The 26,247-nt window shown below is 66.3% G+C and carries 15 protein-coding genes; 5 read left to right on the forward strand and 10 right to left on the reverse strand.

Translation table 11 applies throughout. The features are described 5' to 3' along the window. The 7 genes from dpdK to dpdE are packed head-to-tail and all read right to left on the reverse strand — an operon-like array spanning position 1 to position 15,133. Entirely contained in the window at positions 1 to 531 is a 531-nt protein-coding gene (gene dpdK, locus G7043_RS39745) for a phospholipase D-like domain-containing protein DpdK (protein ID WP_166053855.1), read from the reverse strand. After that, positions 528 to 4,916 carry a protein DpdJ gene (gene dpdJ, locus G7043_RS39750; RefSeq protein WP_166053856.1) on the reverse strand — a complete coding sequence of 1,463 codons (4,389 nt, stop codon included), beginning with the start codon at positions 4,914 to 4,916 and terminating at the stop codon, positions 528 to 530. The genes dpdK and dpdJ overlap by 4 nt, the downstream gene beginning before the upstream one ends. After that, a complete protein-coding gene (locus G7043_RS39755; protein ID WP_166053857.1) occupies positions 4,909 to 5,598 on the reverse strand; it encodes a hypothetical protein in 690 nt (229 codons plus the stop codon). The genes dpdJ and G7043_RS39755 overlap by 8 nt, the downstream gene beginning before the upstream one ends. After that, positions 5,591 to 8,623 (reverse strand): hypothetical protein, encoded by a 3,033-nt coding sequence (locus tag G7043_RS39760; RefSeq protein ID WP_166053858.1) that lies wholly within the window; start codon positions 8,621 to 8,623, stop codon positions 5,591 to 5,593. Before G7043_RS39760 ends, G7043_RS39755 begins: the two co-directional genes overlap by 8 nt. A gap of 53 nt (positions 8,624 to 8,676) precedes the next feature. Further along, positions 8,677 to 9,597 carry a hypothetical protein gene (locus G7043_RS39765; RefSeq protein WP_166053859.1) on the reverse strand — a complete coding sequence of 307 codons (921 nt, stop codon included), beginning with the start codon at positions 9,595 to 9,597 and terminating at the stop codon, positions 8,677 to 8,679. Next, the gene (dpdF, locus tag G7043_RS39770) at positions 9,594 to 12,125 is read right to left on the reverse strand and encodes a protein DpdF (RefSeq protein WP_166053860.1); all 2,532 of its coding nucleotides are present in this window, start codon (positions 12,123 to 12,125) and stop codon (positions 9,594 to 9,596) included. Before dpdF ends, G7043_RS39765 begins: the two co-directional genes overlap by 4 nt. Next, complete coding sequence (dpdE, locus tag G7043_RS39775; RefSeq protein ID WP_278186005.1) at positions 12,110 to 15,133, reverse strand: protein DpdE; 3,024 nt, start codon at positions 15,131 to 15,133, stop codon at positions 12,110 to 12,112. Before dpdE ends, dpdF begins: the two co-directional genes overlap by 16 nt. A gap of 601 nt (positions 15,134 to 15,734) precedes the next feature. Between dpdE and G7043_RS39780 the strand changes: the two genes are divergently transcribed. The 3 genes from G7043_RS39780 to G7043_RS39790 all read left to right on the forward strand — a co-directional run bounded on the left by G7043_RS39780 (position 15,735) and on the right by G7043_RS39790 (position 19,811). Then, positions 15,735 to 17,060 (forward strand): PIN-like domain-containing protein, encoded by a 1,326-nt coding sequence (locus G7043_RS39780; protein ID WP_166053862.1) that lies wholly within the window; start codon positions 15,735 to 15,737, stop codon positions 17,058 to 17,060. 777 nt (positions 17,061 to 17,837) lie between these two features. Then, a complete protein-coding gene (locus G7043_RS39785) occupies positions 17,838 to 18,026 on the forward strand; it encodes a hypothetical protein (RefSeq protein WP_166053863.1) in 189 nt (62 codons plus the stop codon). A 177-nt stretch (positions 18,027 to 18,203) separates the two neighbouring features. Continuing rightward, the gene (locus tag G7043_RS39790; RefSeq protein ID WP_207312323.1) at positions 18,204 to 19,811 is read left to right on the forward strand and encodes a hypothetical protein; all 1,608 of its coding nucleotides are present in this window, start codon (positions 18,204 to 18,206) and stop codon (positions 19,809 to 19,811) included. Between the two features lie 232 nt (positions 19,812 to 20,043). On the opposite strand, the gene G7043_RS39795 is transcribed toward G7043_RS39790, so the two are convergent. Further along, the gene (locus G7043_RS39795; protein ID WP_166053865.1) at positions 20,044 to 21,918 is read right to left on the reverse strand and encodes an NB-ARC domain-containing protein; all 1,875 of its coding nucleotides are present in this window, start codon (positions 21,916 to 21,918) and stop codon (positions 20,044 to 20,046) included. Between the two features lie 1,011 nt (positions 21,919 to 22,929). On the opposite strand from G7043_RS39795, the gene G7043_RS39800 reads away from it, so the two are divergent. Further along, a complete protein-coding gene (locus tag G7043_RS39800) occupies positions 22,930 to 23,238 on the forward strand; it encodes an AbrB/MazE/SpoVT family DNA-binding domain-containing protein (protein WP_313888307.1) in 309 nt (102 codons plus the stop codon). Continuing rightward, complete coding sequence (locus G7043_RS39805; protein ID WP_166053866.1) at positions 23,235 to 24,248, forward strand: tyrosine-type recombinase/integrase; 1,014 nt, start codon at positions 23,235 to 23,237, stop codon at positions 24,246 to 24,248. Before G7043_RS39800 ends, G7043_RS39805 begins: the two co-directional genes overlap by 4 nt. Before the next feature lie 57 nt (positions 24,249 to 24,305). Here G7043_RS39805 and G7043_RS39810 read toward each other — a convergent pair whose 3' ends face one another. Together G7043_RS39810 and G7043_RS39815 are read right to left on the reverse strand one after the other, a co-directional pair. Further along, positions 24,306 to 25,310 (reverse strand): helix-turn-helix domain-containing protein, encoded by a 1,005-nt coding sequence (locus tag G7043_RS39810; protein WP_166053867.1) that lies wholly within the window; start codon positions 25,308 to 25,310, stop codon positions 24,306 to 24,308. Between the two features lie 111 nt (positions 25,311 to 25,421). Next, complete coding sequence (locus tag G7043_RS39815; protein WP_313888308.1) at positions 25,422 to 26,246, reverse strand: aminoglycoside phosphotransferase; 825 nt, start codon at positions 26,244 to 26,246, stop codon at positions 25,422 to 25,424. Between the last annotated feature and the right edge of the window lies 1 nt (position 26,247).

The raw sequence follows: 26,247 nt of genomic DNA on the forward strand, positions 1-26,247 counted from the left end.
TCACAGTATGCCCCCAAATTGGCCGTGGACGTCCATCCGGGCCCTGGCGACGTACTGCTCGTCGGTCTCCAACTGGACGTACTCGTCGCGCAGGTTGATCCCGTTATAGGTGATGTTCATACTCCCGACGAGCGCGTAGTCGTCACCGGTGAGCGCTTTGGTGTGCAGCGCGCGGGTGGCGTCCTGGTGGACGTCGATGAATTCGGCTACGCCGCGGTCGCTCGCCAACAGGTCTAGCCGGCGCAAGAATGCTCGGTTGTGCTGGTCCGACGTCGTGCCGATGACGATTCGGGTGCTCGGACCGGCCAGCGTGCCGAGCACCTCGGCCAGCCGGGCGGGCCGACGCCCATAGCGCGCCAGAGCCGGATAGGTGCCAGCCGTGTTGTCGATAATTTCTACGTCTGAGATCCACGGCGATACCAACCAGAGGCACTTGCTCGGGCGAACCAACTCCGCCGAGAAAAGCGCCCCGAGCAGGTCCAGCGCTTCTGCCGCGCTCTGCGCCGCGGACTTGCGGATCACCCGAGTCACAGCGCCTCCCGCAGTAGCAGTTGGGCCTGTACACCGGATGTCGACTCATCCACCCCGACGACGGCCGGGTGGCACAGGAGCGACCCCACCTCCACCGGGTTCATCTGCAGGTCCAGCAGCGCCGCACGCAGTACGGCGCGGTCGGGGACCGCGGCGCGGACCACCAATTCGCCGTGCTCGCGTAATGCCAGGTGCAATCGGTCACGGCACTCGTCGGTCCAGGCAACCAGGTCCAGCACCGCGGGACCGATGTTGACATGGGCGCGAACCGTACGCCCCGAGGCAGCCAGGCGCGGCGCATACGGGTTGGCCGAGGTCTGATTGACGGCCTCACCCCATGGCCACAGCACATTCGCCACCGCTCGGGCCCGCCGCTGGCGGCTCCCAGCCGCACCCAGATGCAGGACGCCGTCGATGCTGGCGTCATGGGCAAGTAGGCCACCCAGCATGCGTGGGTCCACCGCGTGACCGGTGCGATCCATCACACGATCGCGCAGGTCCAGCCAGGATCGGAGGGCGTCGAGCAGGTCCTCGTGCGCACCCGGACCGGCAAGTCGGGTGCTTAGAGCCGTGCGTGCGGCGTTGCCCAGCACCATCCCCTCCGCGCGGGCCGCAGCGTCGACGGCCCTCACCGCACGGTCCGCCGCGGCGTGTCCCTGGTCCCAGGACCGCCGGAGAGCCACTAGCGCTGCGGACAGTGTCACGGAGTCGCAGCGCAATAGTTGCGTCAACTCCTCGTCCATGGTTTCCATCGATGAGGGGCGCAGTGTTTGTTCGAGCATCCGACCGAACATGTCGGGGTTCTCGACCAGCATCCGGTGAAACGCATCGATCTCGCCGGTCCCGCCGGGCGACGGTTCGGACAGGTAGAAGCGGGTGTCATCGAGCGGGTCGACGTCGAGCAGCACGTCGTCAACATCGACCCCAGGGCAAAGCGCTGCCAGCGCGGACAGGACCACCTGCGCGACTGAGAGCGTGTAGCGCCGACGCCACCAGGCCGCCCAGGCCGACGATCGGACCGCCACGGCCGTTTCCCGCACGGCCTCGGCCACAGGGGTCAGGACATCGGGGTCGGTAAGCCACGCTGACCACTGCTGACCGGAGGCGGCACCGACAAGCCCCAGGTCCGACGCCGCGGCAGCCAGCGCCGAAGCCAACCGGTTGCCGTCGAGTTGGTCAGGCGAATCGAAGGTCTCGGCCACCACCGCCAGCACGACGATGTCGGCGAGCGTACTGCGATCGAGAGCCGACACCTCGTCCGGAAGATCTGCCTCAACCTCCAGCACGTGCCGCAGCCGCGCTGTCCGCTCCTGCGGGTCGGGCTCCAACATCTGTTCTGGCAGCCGCACGACGCACTCCAAGGCGTCGCAATGCACGTCGACGCCGATCGCCGCGGGCACCCAAGTGCCGTTCTCTGCGCGGCGGCCGAACTCGGCGTGCACTCGTAGCGGGCGAGGCGACCACACCGCGCCGCGGGCGGTCCGGGCGTAGCGCACGACCTGCACACCGCCACCCTGCATGTGCAAGTGTGCGGTGACGGTCTGCAGCAGTTGGTCAGCGCCAGCGCGAAGTCCGGCCGGCACACCCGAGCCGAGCGCGGTGAACTGCACCTCCCACTCGGGCCGCACTGACGACGCGTCCTTGACCGCGGGATTGGTCACCGCGGTCAAGGCGGCACCGGTCGGGGTGTACACCGGGGTTCCCAACCCGTCGACTACGACGGCGTCCATCAACTCAGCCCTATAGGTCGCCAGCACGTCGATTCGGTGCACGGTACCGCCGGGCTCGACCGGGGGCAGCGGGATCCAGTGGCGTTTGCTGGACGCCCAAATCCCGAAGTGCCGGGAGACGTTGCCAGGGCAGAACTCATTGAGGGTGCGCAGGGCCGACAGGTGGTCGACGGCCACCTCGCCGCGCAGTCCAGGGATCTGCAACTCAACGTCGGGTACGAGCAGGTCGTCGAAGAGGTTGCCGGGGATGAACTCGCGTAGCGGGGTCCGCGTCCGCACGCCAGACGCTCCACTGGCCGGTTCCTCGCCCCGCCAGCGGTCTATCAACCGCCGGCGCATGGTCGGCACGACGGCGAGCAGCAATGGCCTGGGTGCCTCCCAGAACAAGGTGTCGACCACGGACATCGCAGCGTCCCCCAGGCCCAGCCCCAGCGCGCGGGCGAGGTATCGGCGCAGGCGTTCCCGCTCCGGTCCAGGCCGCAGGAGCCGGTCGAGGTGTTCGGCGAGACGGTCCTGCCGGGTCTGGGTGGCCTGCCGCTGACGGTCGTTGTCCGGGTGCAGCACGGAGGGCGGCGCGGCGAGATCGGTCCACGTGGAGTCGAACCCGGCATAGCCCAATTCGCCCGCCAGCCAATCGAGCAGCGCGTACACGGCCTGAATCCGCAGCACGTAGAGGTTCTCGACCGGCAGGTTGCGGGCGGCCAGTTCCGGACTGAACAGGGCGTCGTAGGCGTCCCAGGCGTCCCGGTCTCGCCCCCAGTCGCTGAGCACAACGACCGTCCATGGGCGCATGGTCAGGTTCCGGCCGGCGCGTCCCTTGCGCTGGAGGAATTGGGCCGCGTCATGTGGAGCCTTGTGCTGCAGCACGGCGCCGACCCGGTCGTCGTCGAAGCCGACCTCGAGTGTCGCGGTGGCGACGACGACCTGGGCGTCGCCGTCGACGCCGCGATCCTGGGAACTCGTACGGGAGACGACCAACTGGCGGTCGGCCTCCACCCCGTGGCCCAACTCGTCGGGCAGCCACCACCACTGGCCGTTGGGGTCGCGATCGTGGGCAGGTTCCTGGATGCCGGCGGCTAGCAGGCGTTGGTTCTCGCCGCGGGAATGGGCCAGCGTCATGGGAACGCGGTTGTTCGACTGCCCCGGCCACTGCCAGCCCTCGGCGTCTAGGAGGTCCCAGTAGAAGCGGTTGGTGCTGTCGAGTTTGTCGGTGAAGGCGAACACCTTGCTGCCGAGGACGCCGTCCGACGAAGGTGGCGGGTCGGCCGGGTCATCGGGGCTGTCCAGGCAGCGGGCCAGCACCATGCAGGCTTGGATGCTGGTGGACAGGGTGCCCGTCTCACCGTGCGGGTCGTGTCGCAGGGCTAGCAGGTACTCCGCGCCGGACTCCTCCAGTTCGGTGATCTCCGGCTGCACGACGGTTACCGCTCCCGGCCGGAGGCCGACAAGGCGGGCGAAGAACTCGTCGGCGTTGCGTAGGGTCGCCGAGAGCCCGACCCACACCGGGTCTTGGCCCAGGGCATACCGGAGCCGGCGCAGCAGGATGGCGTTTTGCGCGCCCGCGGTGCCCTCATAGGTGTGCACCTCGTCCAGCAGCACCGCGCGCAGGGTCGCCGGTCGGACCCCGAAAGCTGCGAGGTTCCCAGGCGCGGCGAGTTGGCGGTTGATCGACTCGGTAGTGGTCAGCATGATGTCGGCCGGGCTGTCGACGGCGCTCCTCCTGGTGAGCCGCAGCACGCTGCCGTCGACGCCGAACCCGCATGTCGCGGAACCGCAACAGAGGCGCTCGACGCCGGCCGTCAAGTCCGCACGTCGCCACAGGAGATCGCCGCCGCAGGTCAGGCAGGACAGGAACGGGCAGACGTAGTCGCCGCGGCGCTCGACCCAGTCGGTCTGCCCGTTCAGTACGAACGATGACGCCGGCGGCGTCAGACCAAACCAGGTGGCCACGCTCAGTGCCTGGAGACCGGAATCCGCCCGGTTCAGCTTCAGTACGTACCCCAGCAACGCCCGCAGTTGGTCCTTGAGAAGTTCGTTGCGCGGGTAGAGCGACAGCACGAGGGTGCCGTTACCGGTCCGGCCGGCATGATCGGCCAGCCAGGCCAGCAGCGGCAAGTAGAACGCAAGGGTCTTGCCGCTGCCGGTGCCGGCGGTAACTACGACGCCTGAGGCCTCGCCACCGCGCAGTGCTTCCAGCACGACTCGTGCGCTGCGCTGCTGAAACCCGGAGACCTGAGGCGGGAGCAGGCGGTGCGCCGCGGCAGAGCCGGCCGGTCCGAGCAGCGGGCGCAACTGAGCGTGCAACTGGCTAGCGGGCACGCTGCGTTCGGGCCGGCGCCGCGGGCGGTGCAGGACCCGGTAGTCGAGTACCAGTGGGCGCCCGTCGGTGACCCGCTGGTTTCGGAACGCTTGGCGCAAGGTGGCCAGCAGGCGGACGGTCTCGGCGAACCGGCTGCGGTAGCCGCCACCGGGCTCCCGCACCACCAGCGCGGTGTCCAGAAGTCGATCGAGCAGGTCCTGGGGAGGGCCGTAAGGCTCCAGCACGGCCACCAGTTCTTCCTCGGTCCACCGCGCCTCGACCGCGCCCCAGGCCAGCAGCGCGGTCTCCCGCAGTTCGACTGCGGTCAGTGCATCGGCGTACTGCCCGTCATCCATGCTGCGTCCCTACCGGGCGGCCTGGCACGATCTTGAACACGTCACTGGCGCCGTGCGCGACGAGCCAGTTGAGTACCTCGGCATCGAGTTGATCGAGGGCGGCACCACCTCCGGTCGCGGCCGAGACAAAGGACCGCACCGTGGGGGGCAGCCTGGCCTCCAGATCGTCGAGGAGCGCGACGGCCCTGGCGAGCGACTCGACGGCCGCCGAGTCGGGCAGCTTGGACCGCAGGCGACCAAGCTCGCCGAGTGCCGAGTCGAGGTCGTCGGCGACCTGGCGCAGCGCGCTAACGTTCCTCAGTGCTGCCGCGAACTGCTTCAGTTCGTTCACGTCGCCGGCGTCGCCGACGACATGCTGGTCCCAGAAACCCAGCGCGGCCTGCTTGGCTCGCGTAGTGAAGACGGCCAACTGCTCGGCGGTTCGTCCCAACGCCCGCTGGCTCAGATCCTGTTGCGCGGACCGCAGGTTGTTCCACAGGTCCGGCGGGGCGTCGACGCCTGACCACCAGGTTCCGCGGCCAGCCGCCGCGGCCCTACCGAGCTCGGTGAGTTCGGCCAGTCGCGCGTCCAGGCTCTCCTTTGCGGTGCCGAGCCCTTCGGACTCCCGCCGGGCTCGGTCGGCATCGCTCGCCCGTTCGACGGCGTCGGCGGTCTCGATCACCCAGGTCGGGGCGTCAGCCACGGCCGGCCTCCGCAACGCTCAGCGCCCGGAGTCCGGTCTCCACCCGATCCAGTCGCTGCCGCACGTCCATCTCCAACTGGGCAACGTCGCCCATCGTCTGACCGCGTTGGCGGCACCAGTCGGTTGTTTCGGTCATCGTGTGGTGCAGTGCCTGCACTGCGTGCGCACCCGCCACCGCAGACCGGGCCCAGTGTTGAACGGCGAGCGCCTCATCGCTGGCCGCCGAGCCGATGGCGTCGGTGGGTCGGCGCCAGTCCAGCGGCAGGTCCTCGGGCAGGGTCCGCAGGATGTCTACCTGGTTTGTGAACTCAACCCAATTGGCGGGGCGGAGCAGGCCCCCGTCCTTGGCCCGCTTGCCAACCTCGAGCAGCGCCGTAGCCACCGAACGGGGTGGATGCCCCTCCAGCTTCATGCCAAGCAAGCGCACGGCACCGTCCACCGTGTCCAGCACCTGGTCCGCTGCCGCCTCAACGGCATCCGCAAGATCGAGCGCTGCCTTGGCCACAACCGGCACCAGGTCGCGCATGTCGTCGACGACGGTGCGCAGGAACCCGACCGGCGCCCGTACGGCCAGTTCGGTCACGTCGACTAGGGCGGCGGTGTCCAGCACCTGGGGGTCACCGGTGTCGCCCTGGCGAGCCGCAGCGAACTGAGCCAGGTACAAGGACGCGTCGATGCCCAGGACGCTGCGGGCGGCGACCGCGACCTCGGCCCATTCAGGAGTCGACGGCGCCGACGCCCCTGGGGTCGGGCCAAGCACGTCGTTCAAGTCCCGGACACGGGTCGGCGAGGCTCCGGCAGCGATCAACGCGACGGCCCGTAGGCCCAACACCGCACGAGCCACGGCACGCCCTCGCACCCGATCCCGGTATGCCTGGCGCACATGCTCGGCCCAATGGTCCAGCCGGTCCTCAAGGCTCAGCATCACGCGCTCCGGTGTGTAGCCATCCGGCCAGTCCCATTGCCCCTGGTCCGGTAGCCAGTGCCCATGGTCAGCGAGCCACCGTGCGCCGACCATAACCTCGACGTCGGCCGGAATGCGGTGCAACTCGAACCGCACACCGCCAGAGCCCATCCGCCGGCCGTGCTCGTCGTCGCCGAGGTCGAATGAAGTCATATTGAACAACATGGCCAAGATCTCGTTGCCGTGGCCATTTGCGGTGTGGAAAAGGTCCAGATCAAGGTCGAGCCGGGAGCGTACGAGCCGGAACAGCGTGTTGCGGTAGAAGGTCGCATGATCTTCCGGGAGCGGCTCACCGACCCGCCACTGGAACAGTGGCACCAGAGGGCTGGCCTGCCGCTCCGCTGGCCGCCCAGACAGGGCCTCGGCGTCTGGAAGCACGGTCGGCTCGGCCCACGGCGAGGACGTCGTTGAGTTTGTGGCGGGTAGCGCGAACGCGTCGACGACGGGCCAAGGGAGGGTCGGCGTCTCGTCGCCCCAAAGCACCAGCGCCCGGTAGAGTCGGTCGGAGTCAGGTCCGGTCCGGCTGTCCAACAGGGCGTCCCTGGACTTCTCGACGTGGTGGTCGAACTGATCCCAGACCCGATCGTGCGGATAGCTGTGCCGGTCGAGGTGGCCGTCGGCCTCGGCGAGGACATCGGAGATGCAGACGTCCACGACCGCCCGCGTAGTATCGCGCGGGGCCGCTGCCCGACGGAGCGCGGTCGCGTTGTACGGGTAAAGGCCCACAGTTCCTACGCCAGTCACATCGACTGTGCCAAATCCGGCGTGGCACTCGTCGCGGACACGGCACGGCTGGCCGTTCTCGCGGGTGTCGCACGCGTTGGGCACCCAGTCAGTAGCGTCACGGTGCGTGGCTTGCCTGCGGGCTTGTTCAACGGTGGGGCGGCCTAGCCGGGCCAGATTCAAATAGCGCCCGACGAAGGCGGTGCGGTCCGGCAGCGCCGCTGAATCGACCACGAAGTGGTGGGTGATCCGCGTCTTCACCGTCTCCGGGATCTTGTTAAACGGACCGTCCGTGATGGCGAACACTGCCCGCAACGGTGCCAGGTCGGGCCCAGGCTGGACGGTAAACTGGTCATAAAGCTCGCCGTCGACGAGGCCAAATTGTGCGAGATCCTCGAATAGCAGGACAAGTTCCTTGTTGTTCTTACGCAGATTCGCGCGAGCAGTCCGGAACAGGAAGTCTAGCGACTCCCGATCCTGGGTCCACAAGCCCAATGTCTTGCGGACAGCCTGTGTCAGGGCCTCGTTGAGCAGGTCGAGGGCAGGCTGTGGCTCACGGGCCACGACTGACAACAGATCTTCCAAATCCCGGCCACCGCCGTCGCGCGCGGCCTTGCGTACCCCCGGCTCACCCAGCGGCAGGTGCTCGCGCTGGAAACCCTCCAACTGTTCGTCTCGCCGTGAAGTCTCCTCATAGAACGACCGCACGACCAAGTCGAGGCAACTGCCGGACCGTAGCAGGGCCTTATTCACCGGAGCGAGCGCGAGCAGGTCAGCCAGCCCGTTGCGGCGCTTGCCTTGTTCATCTCGGTCACCCAGCAGAGCATTGCGCTCCTCGCGGGCTTCCTGTTCGTCCGCAGTCTCCCCATCTACCACGGGCCGCGGGCCGATCGTCCAGGTGAGGGCGTGCCGAACTTCCTCCAGCAGGCGGTCAGTGACCTCGGCCGGGCTAGCGTTGCTGATGGCGGCGTCGATCCGATCAAGGATCTGCTGGCCGCCCTCACCGGGTAGGCCGTCAACGATCCGGCGCAGGAGCTCACGGATGGTCTGCACGACCCGGGGGATGTAGAGAATGTGGTAGTCGTCGGATTGGTTCAGGTTGGCGTGCACCCAGCGAACCACGTGGCTCTTACCAGTCCCCGATGAGCCGGTGACCGCGATCAGGGTGTTGCGGTCAAGGTCGCCGATGCCGCGGCAGACGGCCTCCAGAACCTGCCGCTCGCCGGCGCCCAGATCGGCAAGTTCGGTGCCGCGTAGATGGTGCAATGTCATTGGGGTGTGCGCGGCGAGAAAGACGGCGTCAGCGTCAGCAGGCAACGCACCGATGTCGGAGAACACCGTCTGCCGAACCGCACCCGCTGTCCAACAGCGGAAACCTTTCATTGTTGCGCTCATGCGCCAGCCTCCAGTGCGGTGCGCGCAACCCCGGCGGCGGCCACGCGGATCTGCGCGACACGCTGCGCCGGCTCGCTTCCCACCTGCAGGGTCACGGCATCCCGGTCATCGTCGGAGGTAACCAAACTCAGATAACCGGCCCGGTCTAGCTTCCGCAACGCCAGCGCCAACGTCGGCGGGACATCCCCGTCCCGGATACCAACCTCGGCAGCCAGTGCAGGAGCGCCCAAGACAGGTATCAGGGTCCGTAGGCGGCCCAACCATTCTCCGGCCGCGGATGGGGCAAGCAACAACGGCAAGACGTCACGGATCGCGCAAGTGGGATCGACGAGCACTCGCATCCGCCCGCGGCTCGGGCTGGCCTGGGCCTCAATGAGGACTCCTAGCGACCGGCCCCAGCGCCGCAGGCCCCGCCACTGGTCTGAATTGCCAACCGTCTGATCGCCCAGTGCCTTTCTGAAAATCTTCTCCGGACCGTCGCCCCAGGCATCCGCTAGCGGGCTGCGCGGATCCTGGCGCAGCACCAGCCAGGTCAACGCCCGCGCCACGTCGGACGGGGTTTCACCGCGGTCCAGCGCGGCCACTGCTCGGATGCCGAGTAGGCGCAGCAACAGACTGCGGAACGCGCTCGAGTCGTCCGGCGGACACCCCACGACCGCTCCCCTGACGTCCGGCGCCAAAGTCCACGCCTGCTTGCCACGCGCTCCGGTGACGGTTAGCAGGCCAATATCGGCCCCAACCTCCAGAGAGACCTGCAGCGCGGGCTCCCCAGGCTGGCCCTCGAACATCACCGGTGGCCGCACCGCCCGGCTCAGGTCACCCTCAAGCACGCCTTCCGGTCGGATCGACAAGTAACGCGACACCGCGAACAGGGTAGGAACGCTGGCCTGGATGCGCTGCTTGAGGTAGTCCATCACTCTCCGAGTATCTGCAAAGCGGTCAGGGCATCGAGGGCGCGGAGGTCACGCACCGGGTCAAGGTCGCCCAGCGTGGCGGATCGGGCCAGCAGTAATACATCCACCGCGGGTGCTGCATAAGTGCGGTTGGCCATCCGCTGCCAGTTGTTTAGCCACCGACCCGGCGCCGACGTGCTGACCGGGTACCCGACGAAGACCGACCGTGGCGTCAAGTCCTGCGGTGTCACCGGTTCCGGGTCAACGAACAACCAGTCAGAAGCAGTGGCTGGACAGCCGATCGGTCCAGACAGATGCCTCATCCCGCGGCGCAGTAGCACCCGCGCCAAGCGCGAGGCGACCTCCTCCGGATCGTCGGCTACTAGCACCACCAGGCCATCGCGGGTCGCGCCCGCCGCGATGAGATCGGCGAGGTCTGGTGCGTCGTCGCTGGGCAGCGGCCAAGTCTGGGGCGGGCGCGGAGCAGGATCGTTGACTGGGGCAATTCTGGCCTGGCGACAACTCGGGCATCGCCCGCAGGGCGCGAGTGGCTCAACGAACCTCGCGGCGTCGCCGAACAGGTCGTAGGTGTGCTTGTCTGGCCGGTAAGCCGCAGCGACGGCCTCGCAAGCGGCGACAGCGTTACTGGCCAACTGTTCTATCGCTCTCAGGGCCTTCTGCGACCTGCCCATCTCCCGCTGCTGCCACGGGGTCCAGACATCACGCCAGAACTCGTCAGAATCCCAGTCGCTACGCAGCAGCGCGACGCCGACCCACTGGTGCTTACCTCCTTCCTTGAGATCAGCCAATTCGGTGACGTCCTCGGCATCGGTCGGCAACCGGCGCAGCACACCCAACTCCACCAAACCCTGCACCAACTGGCTGTTCCACCGGAGGTTGTAGCTGCCGACCGCGCCGCGGCTGCCTTCGAGATCGACAAAGTCCCGATCGCCGATCGGCACGCGGTGGTCCCAGAGATCGCGCCACCGCTCCCGAGCGACCTCCGCGGTCAACACCGTGACGCCGAGGCTGGCAGCCTCCCGCCGGTCGTCGGGGGCGGTGAGCAACAGCGCCACAGCAACATCCCCGTCCCGACCGCCCCGGCCGATTTCCTGGTACCACCGGTCCACCGTCTCCGGCAGACAGGCGTGCACAATGCTGCGCACGTGCGGGTAGTCAATCCCCATCCCGAACGCGGACGTGGCGACGACAAGGTCGATGCTGGCCGGACTGTCGGCGGTCGCGCGCAGGCCGTCCAGCGCGGCCGCCCGGTCAGCGTCCTTGGTCTCGCCAGTGACCACGGCAAGCCGATCCCAGCCAGCCGCGCGCAGTCGATCTGTCCAGTCCCTGGCGTCGGCTGGTCGGGTCACGTACAAAATTGCCGGCCGGGGTAGGTGTGCCAGTGCCTCCAGGACCTGGGCTGCGCGGAGCTCGTCGTCCTCGGCTACGGCAACGAACAGATCCGGCTCGACACGCAGCGCGTTGGCCGCAATGAGCGTGCACTGGCCAGGCCCAGTGAATAGTTGGTGCAGGTCGGCCAACTCGCCTGGGCCAAGAGTGGCGCTTAGCAGCAGAGTCACCGGCGGTGGGTAGCCGATCACCGTCGCCGCGTCCACCAGGCTGGTGCGGAGATCGGCGAGGGTGCGGAACTCCGGCCGGAAGTCCCTACCCCAGTGCGTGACCAAGTGCGCCTCGTCAACAACCATCGCGCCCAGCCGCCCAGTCCGAGCCGCGTCGATGAGCAGGTGGCGCAGGGCCCGGCCGACCGACTCCGGTGAGGTCACTAGGAAGCGCTGCTTGCCGTCGCGCACCCGCCGCCGGATGAGTTCACGGGTCTGCTCCGGCGTACTCGATGTCCAGGCCAGGTGCAGCGCGGTGCGGTCGACGCGGCGGTTACGAGCAGCGAGGTGGTCGCGGAAGCGGCGCTCCAAGTCGTAGGCCAGGGCAGTGGTCGGAACCACCACAACCGTCACCCCGTACCGATACCGCTCGGCCAGACACAGCGCCACCTCGGTCTTGCCGGAACCAGTCGGCAGCATGGCGATCACTGTGGACCCGTCTGGGACCGACACCACCGCCCTACACGCAGCGCGCTGGCCGGGAGTCCGGTAGGTCTCGAAGCCGGTGCATGCGGTGAAGAACGGGTCGGCAGCCGGTTGGTCGGACTCGAAACGCTGGCCGCTGCTCTCCCCCGCCGCGGCCGCACCGTCCGGTGTGCCCAGCGAGTCGAGCCAGTCCGGTGCCCAAGCCGGGGCGGACCAGGTATCAGGCGCGATCTCCCGCAGGCCCGCCCGCGGTGCAGCACGTAGCCTGACGGAAATCGACTGCGCCGTCGTCACCCACGCGGTGTTCCCGTCCTCTAGCGATCGACGCCGCAGCAGTTGCCTAATCAGCACCGCGAGATCGAGGTCGCTGCCCTCGCCGCTACCGGCCAGGTGCGCGACGCGCCTGCGCAGGTCGTCTTGGAATAGCGCGCCAGCGTCGGCCGTCGGCCTCTTGAGAAACCGCAGTAGTTGCGTCTCCTCCTCTACACCGGTCACCGCGACGGCCACAGCACGACCGCCCCGCACGCGATCACCGACATCACCGGCTTCTCAATCCCGTTGACCAGCGCCTGGCCGAGGTACTCAGCTAGGCGCATCTCCTGGTATGCCCCTTCTCGCTCGGCCTCTGACGGTAGTTGGTGTGACCGCGCACGCAGGATCGCGAGCCTGGCCGTGATCTCGTCGCGGGCCTGGTGAGCGGCCGCGACCGGCGCCGTCGTGACCGCTGGCGAACGCCGCGCGTGTTCGAGCGCAGCTTCGCCGGCGAGCCGACACAACTCAGTCCACGCTGGGAAGGCCTCCAGCACCTCCCGCCAAATCGGACCGCTCAGCAACCGGTCCCGATACTCATCGAAGTCAGCGCTGAGCACTTCAGCGCAGGACGGTGACGGGGCCTGTCCGAGCGCGTTGGTGCAAATCCGGAGGATCTCTGGAGGCAACAGCGCATCCCCACGGCGGCGAAGCCGGTTAGCTACCGCCGCTGTCTCAGACGCCAAGTGGGACGCATCAAACTCGACAAGGATGTCGCAGGACAACCAAAGGGTCGGTTCCTCGACGTTGCGGGACGGACGAACCACCGCGCGGGCTCGACCGCGTTCGTCGGTTCGAAGGTATTGGTCCAACCAGTCGACGAGCGGATTGCCCAATCTAAAAGGCGCGACGCCGTCGAGGTCGACGGCAAGGCTACGCTCGTAGGCCCACTCGCCACCGACCAACGGCCGGACAGCCGGTACCACGTCGTCAGGGAGGCCAAGAATACGCTCGCCGGGTCGCACAGAGAACCGCACGACGCCACGCTGATCCTCATGGTGCCGAAGGTTGATCCCGCCCTGCAGTGAGGTGAGCCGTGAGAAGGCGGCACGCAGCGCACCGACATCCGCGTCAGCTGCACGAAGATCTGCGGCGCTGCCCTGGTCAAAACTCGTGGAAACAGCGACCGACTCCAATTCGTCGAGCAGGTCAATCTCGATACGCTCGGCAGCCAAGCTGTCCCGCAGTTCATCCACGTCAAAAAGGAACGCCTCGCTCCCCTTGGCCAGCAACGCATCAACCACATGCTGGACCACTTCAGCGAGTCGGCGTTGCAGGGTAGCCACGGATTCGTTGAAGATGCCGATGCCATCGCGCAAAAGTTGCAGGTGCGCAGTCACCCATTCGCTGGATGGCTCAGTGAAAACCACGACCTCAGCGGGTCCGACCCGCCGGGCATACCGGTCGAGCCGCCCGATCCGCTGCTCCAGGCGGTTCGGATCGATCGGCAGGTCCAGGTTGACCAGCACATCGGCACCCTGCAGGTTCCGCCCCTCCTCGATGCTGCTGTCTCCGACCAGCACTCGAGCGCCGGGTTCGTACAGGAACGCCGCAACAGATTCCTCCCGTACCCGCTGAGCGGTCCGTTCCAGGTGGCTCCCGACTATGCCCGGCCAACGTTCCACTGCAGCATCGAAGAAATCCTGCGCGCCCGCGACGGATGTACCCACCACAACGATCTTCTGCCCCTTGTTCAGGCGCTCTTGGACGATGTCCAGGGCGGTCACTGTGCGGGTGCTCGTCTCGGCCAACAGAAGTCGCGCGACGGTGGACTCGAGCAGTACCCGCTCGCGGCTGAGCACCGCGGCAGCGCCCCCTGGTCGAACCGCTAACCGTCGCCGCAAGTGGTGCAGCAGTGTGCGCGGCCCGCCAAGTCCGTTGAGCACCGCGAAGGGGTACTGGGCCACCGACACCGCTGGCCCGCCTTCGTTCACCAAATCTCGATAGCGGTCGAGAAACTCGTCGACAACGACCTGGGCCGGATCGTCCACCGGGATGAAGATCGCTCGCCTACCGGCGACGGGATAGTCCTCCGTTGGCCCGGTGTTGCGGCGATGCCGGACGACGCGCCGGCTGATCCGGTAGGTCTCCCGCACATAGTCAGCCAACTCCGCCCAATACGGTCCGCCAACGTCTGTCTCCGCCAGGCATCGCTCGGCCAAGCGGACCACGGCCGGATCATTGCCATGCGTGCCCATGAGGTCGCCGACTACTGACCTACGCTGCCGCAGGCTTGCCTTCCGTGCGACGAGCACTTCGAGGTCGGTAGCCTCCTTCTCACGCTGCAGCAGCCGTTGACGGAACGCGGCAATGTCCGTGCGCGGGAAAGCCACCGGATCGACGAGGTTCAGCAGGTCGCGGAACGTCGTAGGGTCCCCCCGCATCGGCGTGGCCGACAGCAACAGCAGACCTGGCACCGCCAGAAGTTCCTCGCGAAGCGCCGGCCGTCGGTCGAGATGGGGCAACAACTGGTGCGCCTCGTCCACCACGACCAGCGCACGCTCGCGCAACCGCGGCACCGAACCGAGTTCGTCGTGGGAGATGAGGACCAGACGCTGCCCGCCGAGCTGGCGACCAAGCAGAAACTTGTTCCTGATCTCGTCACGCCATTGGTCAACAAGCGTGGCCGGAACCGCGATGAGCACCATCGCGGAACTGTCGTCGAGCATCAGTTGACGGACGACGAGCCCAGCCTCGATGGTCTTTCCCAAACCCACCTCGTCGCCCAGCAGGTAGCGCAGCACCGGGTCGGACAGCACGCGAGCGACGGTATCGAGTTGGTGATCGTACAGTTCGACGGCCGCAGAGAGGGCCGCGGTGAACCCGTGCGCCGAGCGGCGCTGGCGGACCAACTCGTCCAGGAAGGGACGGCGAGCCTCGTAAAATTCCGGCGAGTCGCAGAAGCCCTCTGCGACCGCCCTCACCGGGTGGGATACCGAGGTGCCAGCACGGACAACGAACTGATTGGCAGCGAGTTTCACATCGCGCGGCATGCCTCGCACACGGACCCAATACTCGTCATGACCCGACCAACCTGTCACTTCCGCCGAGTGCCACCCATATGGCTCACCGCGCAGCCATACCCTGGTACCCAGCGCCACCCGCACCACGCGTTCTGCACCTAGTCCGTTCCGCACTTCAAGCGAGCCGACAAGGGCTCCCGCACGAGGCCTACAGCGATCTAGCTCGCCTGCACCTGGCGCCATGGCTGCACGCCTGCGGGACAGACGCTCGTACACACTGCCTCCGCGGTCTCGACCAGGAACTCACACACGATCAATCAGATCGTCGTCGCGACTGTAGAAGTTCGTTACAGGAGGCGGTGATGGCCGACGACCTGTCGGTCGGCCCACCCTCCCACTCGAGCAGCCGTGACAAGCTGAGCCGACGCAAAGATTACCCCCGACGAGCAGCTCCGACGAACTGTTCGATTGTTATCCGTGAGGAAGGTGATTGCTGCATACAGACTGCCCGTGCGCCTACCAGCGCCGCTCAAGGGGGAATGCTAGCGGAGCAACTTCTCGCCCACGCAGCAGCTCGTGACCGTCTCGGCCCGCTGGAGGAGGTCATCGCCGCCTAGTCTATGAGGACGTCGCGCGCCGCGATCGTACGAGCAAACGCTGCTCCAGCAGCTGCTCGGACAGATGAATTTGGCGACTCACACCTAGTGAACAAGGTCCACTGAGGATTACGAAGGACTATCAGCGGTCCGTCTGGAAGACAGACAGCGCGACAATGACCCGTATCGGCGCCAGACTTGCGACAACTGGTAACCTTTCCGCAAACTCCAGCAGGCGAAGGGGTGCCATGAAGCGCAACATACGCGATACAGCCAGTAACATGGCAGGAGGTGAACCGCGCGGCATTTTCGACGGGTTCGAAGGCTTCCGAACGCCTACGGACGAGGATTACCAATCCCTACTCACCCAGGGAATGGTTGTGCTCGACACCAATGTCTTACTCAATCTGTATCGATACAACGCGCAGACGCGGACCGATCTTGTTGCCGTGCTCACCAAATTGGGAGATCGCCTGTGGGTCCCTCATCAGGTTGTGGTCGAGTTTTGGCGCGGCCGGGAATCCGCTCTACGAGATCTACAGGAGACCGGCGACAACACCGTCGAAGCACTAGAAGGCCACCTTCAGGAATCCATCAAGGTACTGCGACACTGGGGCAACCGGGTCGCCCTATCGACGGAGCGCCGCGCCGAGCTGCAACACTACCTCGACCTGGCGTTTAACTCCGTCACGGAGGCCATCAAGGGATTCATTGCAGAAGAGGCTCTTGAACAAGCCTTGGACACAAACAATGATCCTATTCTCCAAGCTCTAGAACCGGTAGTCAAAGGCCGCGTAGGCAGACCCATGAGCACTGAAGCCCAAGCAGAGGCGATCAAGGAGGCTTTACGTCGAATCCAAGCAAGCGAACCTCCCGGATTCAAGGACAAGAACAAGATCGATGAATTGGCAGCCGGTGACTACCTTGTTTGGAAACAGGTCCTGGACGAAGCGGGGCAGCGCAATCGCGACGTCCTCCTCGTAACCGGTGATGTCAAAGATGATTGGTGGCGCAGGGATCGGGGTCAGACGCGAGGCCCCCGCCCCGAGCTCGCGGATGAACTACGTCGCTGTGCAGGCGTACGGCTGTTCATGCTACGCCCCGAGAGTTTGCTCATGCGTGCCCGCGACATCCTTCGCGTTGATGTCCAGGAGGAATCCGTTCAAGACGCAGAACGTGTTGATCGGGTGCATTCACTTAGCGCGTCCAAATCAGTTGATCCTTCAGACGTTTTGACTGAGTCTTCCGATCCGCTGCCGTACACATACGAGAATGTCGGTGGAGCACCCCGATCGGCTGGCGTCCACCTCGTATTTGATGGGGACGAAATCATATACATTGGATCAACGGGAAATCTACGGGCACGTCTACGGCAGCATCTCGCTGGCCCCCGAGGCTCCTCCGTATTGCACGACCGGGTCGGCCGACTGCTAGACACCCCTGAAAATTTCGTTCAAGCTACAGACGTCGCCGATTGGCTTGGAAATTGCAGCGTCCGTTGGTATGAAACCAACGATCCTGCAAGTGTGAAGGAAGCACTGCTCGGGACTAACAATCCTCGCTTTAATCGCTGAGCAACTGTGATCTCGCTCGTTAGCGTTGCGGTGTCCAGTGCGGACAGCAGATTAGCCTCGCGGCGCCCGAGCGGGCGCCTCGCAGCGCCTTGCCGTCGACTGATCGCTGTGCGGTATCGCGTCGGCCATGCCGGCGCGGCCGGAGTGAGGGTGCGCGGCCAGCGGCGAGCCCAATGCTGAGCAGGCCGGCGTCGAGACGGGCCGCTATGCCGATGCCCGCATCGCGCTGGTAGCAGTCGAACGTCGATGCGGCGAGAAGTCACGACGTGGGCAGCACGGGGGGGGCGGTTAGTGCGCAATTCCCTCCTCGAACACCCAGAGTTCGATCAAGCGGGCGAGGGTTTATCAACCCTCACCCGCTTTTCCTTCATGGCGTTTAACGCTGGGCTCGCAGACCGCTATCGAGCACATCTCGACGCGATGCGGTTTCCGCACCATTTCGGGTAGCGTCAGCTCGCTATCTGAGCCCGCTGGAGAGCAATCACGAACCAGCCACGGGATCAGGTCGAATGCTAAGTCCAGGATGGCCGGCTCACGAGGCGTACATGCACAGGATCCTTCAGCCACGCCGCCCGAGCTTGAACTGTGGCGATCTGTAGCTCTAGATCGTATACGTCTTCGGGGGGACGGTCAGCGGCGCTCGTACCGGCATGTAGGAGCCACTCGATGGCTTCATCGAGGGTTGTGCCGCGGAGATCGAGCGGACAACAGCCAAGATGCTCAGCCAATCGGAGTGGGGCGGTTCTAGCGGCTGTTCTCGCGGGCCAGGCGTCCTTCATGCTCGTCGGGGCCCAGCAGGACGCGCGCCTCCACATGTTCGGCACGATCGGCAAGGCCTTGCTCGACCGACGCAAGGCAGCGCATATCGGCGCGGTTCAGGGGAAGTTGGGAACGGGCAAGGCCGTCATCGCCACGCGGCTGCTCGCCGACATCCCGAGAATGTTCCACGAGGTCGAAGTCCGCTAAAGGGGCAACACCCAAACCCTTCCTACGCCCACCCACAACGACGACGTGACGCTCTTCAGCGCACACGACCCGCGGGAGTTCGACCGCTACCGCTGACCGGTTAGCATCGTCGCGGTGGCGATGCCCCCGATCGGAGGTCGTGTGCGACGGGATTTGGCCAGCCCAGGCGCGACCGTTATGGCGGAGCGGACTGCGCTTGTGGTCATCCGCACCCTCACCTCGTTGGTCCGGCTCCAGGACGTGGTGCCGTTGATCGACGCCGACCGCCGAGTCATGCTCCGATACACCCTCGATGAGGGGTCGCACTTCACCGCCGGACTGCATGCACACCTCGCCGCCTGCGACATCCCGTTGATCAGCTGGGCCGAGGCTTCGAATACGAAGTTCGACCTGGTGCTCGCCGCACACACGAACGCCTCGCTCGCAGAGCTCGACGGACCACTGGTCGTGATGCCTCACGGAGCCGGGTACAACCGGGTACTGCCGTCCCGAACGGCAAGCGACACTGTCCCCGTTGGACTGTCCAGGCAAGAGCTGACTAGCCAAGGCGAGGTCTTCCCCACCGTGATCGGCCTGTCACACGAGCGGCAGATTGATCAGCTGCGACGTTCCTGCCCGCCGGCCGTCAACCGCGCTGTCGTGATCGGTGACCCGACTTGGGACCGGCTGGTCGCGAGCCGGACCCGCAGGGACAGTTACCGCAGGCACCTTGGCGTCACCGCTGACCAGCGTCTCGTCGTTATCAGCTCCACCTGGGACGTGAACTCACTGCTAGGTCAGCCGGAACGGCTTGTAGAGCGCCTAGTCGCGCAGTTGCCGATGGACGAGTTCCGCGTGGCCCTCGTGTTACACCCGAACGTGTGGGCGCACCACGGTGTCAACACCATCCTCGGGTGGTTCCGCGACTGCCTCGACAGCGGCCTGATGCTGATCCAGCCGCACGACAGCTGGCAGGCCACATTGATCGCCGCAGACGCTGTCGTCGGCGACCACGGGTCGGTCAGCTTCTATGGGGCGGCGCTCGGACATCCGTTCCTCAAGGCGGGCAACGGCCTACGGGATCTAGCCGAGGAGTCCACCACCGCCGCGTTCATGCGCGGCGCGGATCCGATCGAACCGCTCGGCGACCTGCGTGCCCAGATCGAGTCGTGCTTCGTCACCCACGACCCCAGCTACCTCCGCGCGATCACGACCCAGGCGCTTGGGCGAAAGGGGGAGTCGTGGTCGGTCCTGCGGCGCGTGCTATACGACCTGATGGCGCTCGAACCACCTGCCTCCGCTCCGCGCATGCTTCCACTCAACGCGCCCGAACCGTTGCGCGGCAACGACGTCACCGCCTGCCATGTCACCGCGTCGCTACGCGACGGCCGACTCCAGCTGGAACGATTCCCCGCTGTGCTCGAGCAGTTCCGCCGCGCCACCGATGTCGAGGAGTACTTCCTCGTGGCGGACGACGAGGAAACGGACCATCGCCTGCGTGCCAGCGCGGAGATCGTCATCCGCTCCACACCGCTGCCAAAAGACCACGCCCTCGAGTGGGCCCGCACCACGCTCGCCGAGTGCAGCGGCGCCACCATGGTTGCTGCCGCCACCGATGATCACTGCTTGGTCGTGCTGCGCAGCGGGGAGGTGCTGCGCAGCCAGGACGTACTCGGGTCTGCGGCCGCGCTCTACTCGTGGCTCGCTACCGGTGGCGTGCTGGGCGACGAACTCTCGCTCGAACTGCGTCGGCACGGTTCGACGACTCAGCTCACCCTACGCAGGCTCGGCGCGGCAGCTGGCTAAGCACAAGTCCGTCGTGGTTATCGGGACCTACGCCCACGACTCGCCGGCCCCGCCAATATCCAAAAAACCCCCAACAACACGGCCCAGGACGGCCCGTCGGACTGTCCAACCACCGACGTGCACCGGGGCACGATGCGCACACTGTCACCAAAACAAAAAGCCAAAACCCGAGTGCTGCAAGAAAACCAAATTCGGGCAATCCACGACCCACGCCGAACAGGTTAAACTCAAGCTAGGGACCGCTGAGTTCGGCCAGGCGTGCCAGCGTTTCTTCCAACAGATCCGATTCACCACGCTTGCGCGCCACCTCGGTCAGCGTCCTGAGTGCCTCGGCCTCCTTGTTGTGCTGCCCGCGCGCCCGCATTGTGCTCGCCGCCGACAGCAGCACGCCTTGGGCCTGCTCATCCAGGCCGTTCGCCGCATGTGCCGCTCCCAGCACGATTTCCGCGCGTGCGGTGGCGAGCACGTCGTCCATCGCACCGAGCACATGCACAGCGCGCAACAGCAATTCGGTCGCGGCGACCGGCTCACCGACGCGCAGCAGCGCGTCACCGAGGTGATAGCACTGCAGGCCCGTGCCGCGGTCGTCGCCGATCCGCTCGTTCAGCTCCAGCGACGCCCGAAAACAGGTGACACTCACGGCCAGATCTTCTCGAGTGCGGTGCAGCACCCCCAACGACTCCAATACGGCTGCCTCAGCTCGGAAGTCACCGCACGTCTCGGCCGCCCGCTTGGCCATACCGAGATTGGTCTCTGCGGCCTGGAACTCGCCGAGTTCGATCTGCGCACGAGCGAGTTGGTTCAGCATCCTCGCCTCGGCGACCCCGTTGCCGCATCGCCGCGAAGCCGCGACCGCGAGTTCATGTGCCGCAACAGAGTCCGCATAGTGCTTCTTGCTGTGGTAGGACGCCCACAACGACTCGCACAGCTGCCAGACGAGGTCGTCCCAGCGCTGGTGCGCGGCTGTCTGCACGGCCGCAAGCAGGTTCGCCCGCTCGGTCTCGAACCACTGCATCGCCGTCGCCGCATCGAACGACAACGTGGCGCTCACGGGATCCGATGGCGCGAGCCTCCACCGCTTCTCCCCCATTACCGCCAGGTCCGCAGCACCTGCCGTGACGCGATACCACCCGACGATATTCACCAACACCTCAGCGGGACGCACGTCGTCGTGCTGGATCGTGTTGCGGGCATGGAGCTTGATCAGGCCGTGCATTCGGTACCGACCAGACGTGATGCCGCGCACCAGGTTGGCCTCACACAGTTCCTCGATGCCTTCCTCGACGTCATCGACCGACATGCCAGTCGCGGCGGCCACGACGTGTGGCTCGAAGTCCGGTCCCGGATGCAGTCCGGCCACCCGGTACAGCCGCCTGCCCGTGTGCGTCAGCTGCGAGGCGACCGCGTCGAACAGGGCCTGCAACGGATGCGCCCCCGGCAGTCCAAGCCTTCGCAACCGTCGTCCCTCGTCAGAGAGGTAGTCGACCAACCTCGACGGCGGCCAATGCCTCGGCTTGTGCAGCAACGCGCCCACGACAACAAGTGCGACTGGCAGCCCGTCACACAGGTCTGCCAGTGCTTGTAATTCGTCCTCGGCCACGCTTCGAACGGCTGTCGAGAGGTCGCGCAGCAGCGCCACGCTCTCGGTGACACCGAACGGTTCGACGTCAATAGTGGCCGCACCATGTACGACCAGCCCGCTCAACCTGGCGCGGCTCGTGGCAATCACCGCACTGCGCGACGACGCGGGCATGCACAATCGCACCTGGGCAACGTCATCGACATCGTCCAGCACCACCAGCACCCGCGCGTCAGCCGTCATTGTCCGGAACAACGCAACCCGCTCCGGCAACCGCGGCGGCGGCGCCAGCACGCCGAACGCCAGTAGGAAGCTGCCGAGCACGTCACTCACATCGACCGGGCCGCTCGTGCGGTAGTCCGCCAGGTCGGCATAGAACTGCCCGTCCGCGAACCTGACCTTGTTGCCATGCGCCCAGGTGACCGCGGCCGCCGTCTTACCGACACCGCTGATACCGCTGAGCACGACCACCGCGGGACGGTGCTCGGTGTCGTCCACTCCTGTCAGCCGTGTCAGCTCGGCCAGCACGCTGTCCCTATTCACGAGCCTAGTCGGCGGCGCGGGCAGTTGCCGAGGCACTGCGCGGGTCGGTTCCGGCGGTATACCGACGTTCACCGTGCCGACGCGCCCTGCCTGGACCGCGGCCGTCACCGGCGCGCCTATCAGGTTGCTGGTCTGGGAAGCAGCAGCCGGCTCAGGTGAACTAGCCTGCTCTGCTGCCATCGGCCCATTCCCCCGGACGGTCAACCTTGGAAGTCGTCCAAACGATATTGGCACAGCCGACGCGGCTGCTCACCGCACATGACCGCTGGAAGTTCGGCAGCGTGGCAACGTGCGCTACGTGAGGATCGCCGACGTTCTCATCGCCAGCCTCGTGCTGCACCGCAATCCAACTCCGCCACCGTCAAGGCGGTACTCGGCTGAAGAATCAACCGCAGTGTCGAGATCCTCGGCCGGTCGACGCGGTGGCAGCCGGTCACCCACGCTGTCGACCTGTCGTCGGTCATCGGGAGGCAAGGTCGTGGCCTTTATGGAGAGAGGCGGCCGTCCCGGCGACGCGGGACTCACGCACCCGTCTCCGAGACGCAATCTTCGGCGGTAGGACGCATACGGCTCAAGGTGTCCCCTCGTCCTGCCACGCATAGGTCTGCAGCTAGCGACCCACAAACACTAGGCCTGAGGCCCGTCCCATAGGGACGGGCCTCGTGTGCCGAACGGGCCAGGCAGAACTACCCAGGGCCAGGCAGGGCTACGTGGGTGAATAGTGTGCGACTTCGTCCTCGGACACGAAAATGTGGCACGTGTGCCACGTCTACGTGGCAGGTGCTCAAGTACGCTTGAGCACCTGTTTTGCGTTTCGGCGCCACTTGTAGGTGGCGTCCGATGACCATTTCCTACATCCGTCCCGTCGTTCCTGACACAGCGCCAGGAAACGGACGGGGCGCATCTGCCCGCATTGTCGGTCAGCCTCTCCCCCTTATCGCCGTACCGGCAACACCGCCACAACGGCTGAGCAACGTCCTATACAGCATCGCAACGGTGGACAACCGCGGCCGGATCGCAGACCGCCAGATGGCTGCCGCGCTGAACTGGACCGCCGCAACCCGCCTGAGCATCCGCGAACACGACGGCCTGCTGGTCGTGGCCGCCGACCCTCACGGCGTCTTCAAACTCACCAAACAGGGACACGTTCGGCTACCGGCCGACGCCCGCCGAGCAGGGCACCTGAGCTCCGGCGACCGGGTCCTCCTCGTCGCCCACCTCGACCGTCAGACGGTCACGGTGTTCCCACCCGTCGCTTTGGATCAGGTGCTGCTGCCCGTCCTGCCGGGTGGTGAGGACCTGTGACCGGCGCACCGACCCAGGCCGAGCTCGACGCCGCACGCCTGGTCCTCGACCGAATAGGCGTGACCGCCGAGGACCTGCTCAACTCCGTCAAGCCGCCGGCTCCCACGTTCGGCGAGTACATCCCCGTCGTGGCCGCCGCGGTCAGCGACGGCACCCGACGCGCCTACAGCCCGTACTGGAACCGCGTCCTGGACCAGTGGGCGGACATCTCACTGAGCGACCGCACCCCGACCGACATCCAGCGGCTTGTCCAGCACATCAAGGCCAACCTGACGGTCCGCCGCAACACCCGCAGCGGCAACTCCGCCGCCGAACACCTCATCGCCGCGCTGCGCTGCGTCTACCGGCACGCTGTCAACGACGAGCTCATCGACGAACGCGCCAACCCGGCCGCGAAGGTGCCCAAGCCCCGGCGCCAGCCCAGCAACCGGCGGGCCCTGTCCGGCAAGCAGATGGACCAGCTCAACGACGTCGTCGCCACTACCGGCAATGACCCTCAACTCGACTCCCTGATCATCCGGTTCCACACCGAGACCGCCGCCCGGCGCGGCGGCGCCTTGGCGTTGCGCCCCAAAGACCTCGACGAGGAGCAATGCCTCGTCTACCTCCGGGAGAAGGGCGAAACGTCACGCTGGCAACCGGTCTCCCCCACGCTGATGTGGCACCTGCTCCAGCACGTCGAACACCGCGGCGCACCGATGAACGGCCGCCTGCTCCGCAACGCAAACGGAGCCCAGATCACCTACCACCGCTACGACAACCTCTGGAGCCGCGTCGGTGAGAATCTCGCCTGGGCAGGCAAACAAGGCGTGAGCACCCACTGGCTGCGGTACACCACGCTGACGTGGGTCGAACGGCACTTCGGCTACGCCGTCGCCCGCGCCTACGCCGGACACAACGACACCAACAGCGACGCGGGCAGCACGACGACCTACGTCCGTGCAACCCTTGAAGAAGTCGCGACGGCGCTGGCCGCGCTCACCGGCGAGCACCATCCCCTGGCCGCGTAACTGACCCTGACCAGCCGGGGCTGCCTGCTCGTTCCACGATGAGCAGGCAGCCCCGGCTCACATCCTGCGGTCGGCCGGGAAGGCCACGCCCACGGTCGGCGCGCCTGGCAGCAACCGGTCGTGTCCGAAGGAGTCGGCAGTGGCCAATCGCTCGGCGAGCTGGAGCAGCACCATCTTCGACTGTTCGCCGTCCAGGCTGGCGCGGTCGAGCGAGCGAACGACCTCGAGGTAGCCCTCGACCGCTGTCTTCTCTTCTTCGATGAGGGTGGAGTTCTCGTGTTCCAGGAAGACCAGCGGCTCGTACGCTGGAAAGTCCAGCCGAGTGAATGCCCCGCTCATTCCTGCGTGAGCGCCGACCTCCGTCGGCAAAATCCTGATCGCGACGTTCGTGCGGACCGCCATCAGCAACACGTGATGCACCTGGCCGACGTGAACCTCATGACCACCGATCGGCAGATGCAGCGCCTGCTCGTGGATGTAGAACGTGCACTGCAGGCCACGGCCGGAGAGCAGCTCCTGCAACTCCTGTGCGGCCTTGACACGTTGATCGGTCTCCTCCTCCGGCACGTTCGGAGAAGCCGAGATCGCCGCACGCAGGTAGTCCACCGACTGCAGAAACACCGAAAGCCCATGGGGGTGCCATGTGGTCAGGGTCTTCGCAGCCTTAACGTTCTGGACGAGCGTGCGAAGCCGCCCAGGCACACACGAGCCGTGCCGCTGCCACCAACCTTCGACGTGCGCCTCCGGCAAGAGACTCAACAGGCGGTCACGTTCCTCAACGGGCGTGCGGCAGACCCCCAGCAGGAGGGCCAACTCTGCCTCGGTGCACCCGATCTTGCCGTTCAAGAAGTCCGACAGCTTCGCCTCCTGCCAGCCGACAAGTTCAGCAACCCGCCGCGCGGTCATTCCGGAGGCTCGGATGGCCGCCCGCACGCCTTCACCGAACTCGCGGCCACGAGCCGTGGAGATTCTCTGCGGCATGTGGAATTCCTTGCTGTAGCTGGGATCTGTTGTGCCAGGCACAATCAGCCAACTGCCCCAGCGCAGCGCAGACCAGCTCATCAATCACGCAGCGCCCCAGCACGAATCGCGCAACTACTACGTCTCACCTGCAGAAATGCCACGGGCGCGCAGGGGTAGCCCGATCGGGGGTTTGAGCCGTCGCCAGGATGTTCACATGAGCGTGTCGGCGTGGGCCGCGAGCGCCGTGGCGAGGTCCGGGTGATCACCCTTGTCAATCCGGCGGAAGAGCCTGGAGACGACATAGAGCTGGGCAATCCGACCTGACTCAGACTCGAGTGCATCGGCGAAGACCGAGCGGACCCTCTCGACCATCTCCGGCACGAGAAGGCTGTAGCAGAGCAAGGTCGCGGCGTCCGTGCCCGCGACGCCACGTCCCCACCACTCCCAGTCGAGCAAGCCAAAACCTGGCTTCATGAGGTTGGCCCAATGCAGGTCGCCGTGCACGGTTTCCCACTGCGAGACAACAGGATCCGTCGAGTCCCCTAACCGCTGCCGGATTCGGCTCCGGACCCGCTCCTGGTCGGTGTTGACTCGGTCCGTCGGTGTAGAAGCGACCACGTCGATCGTGCGACGGAGCTCTGCCCACCATGCGTCGGGCAGGTCGATCGGCTCGCGCAGCGCGTCGGTGCGAGAGCACGGCGAGCCCGGCAACAAGGTCAGCATCTCGGCGCGCTGTTGCCGGTGTTCGTCCCACTCGTAGACGTCCAGCACCTGTGGTTTGGCCAGGCCGGTGAAGACGTTGGCGTCGAGGTTGCCGGTCCAGAAGTCGCCGCCGACCCACTGCTTGTTCTCAGAGACAACCCGCAACCAGAACTGCTCCTCATCGCGGCCAGCGAGCGAGCCGATCGAGCGATCCATCCAACCGAGCCGAGGCTGGCCGGCAAGCACGAGTCCGAAGTGCGCCGCGGCCCGCTGAAGGTTCTCGCGCATCCATTCGCGGAACTGGGCGTCGGCGTCGCTGAGATCCTCGTGCACG

Origin of the sequence: Lentzea alba, assembly GCF_011067745.1 — a bacterium.
GTDB classification, from domain to species: domain Bacteria; phylum Actinomycetota; class Actinomycetes; order Mycobacteriales; family Pseudonocardiaceae; genus Lentzea; species Lentzea alba.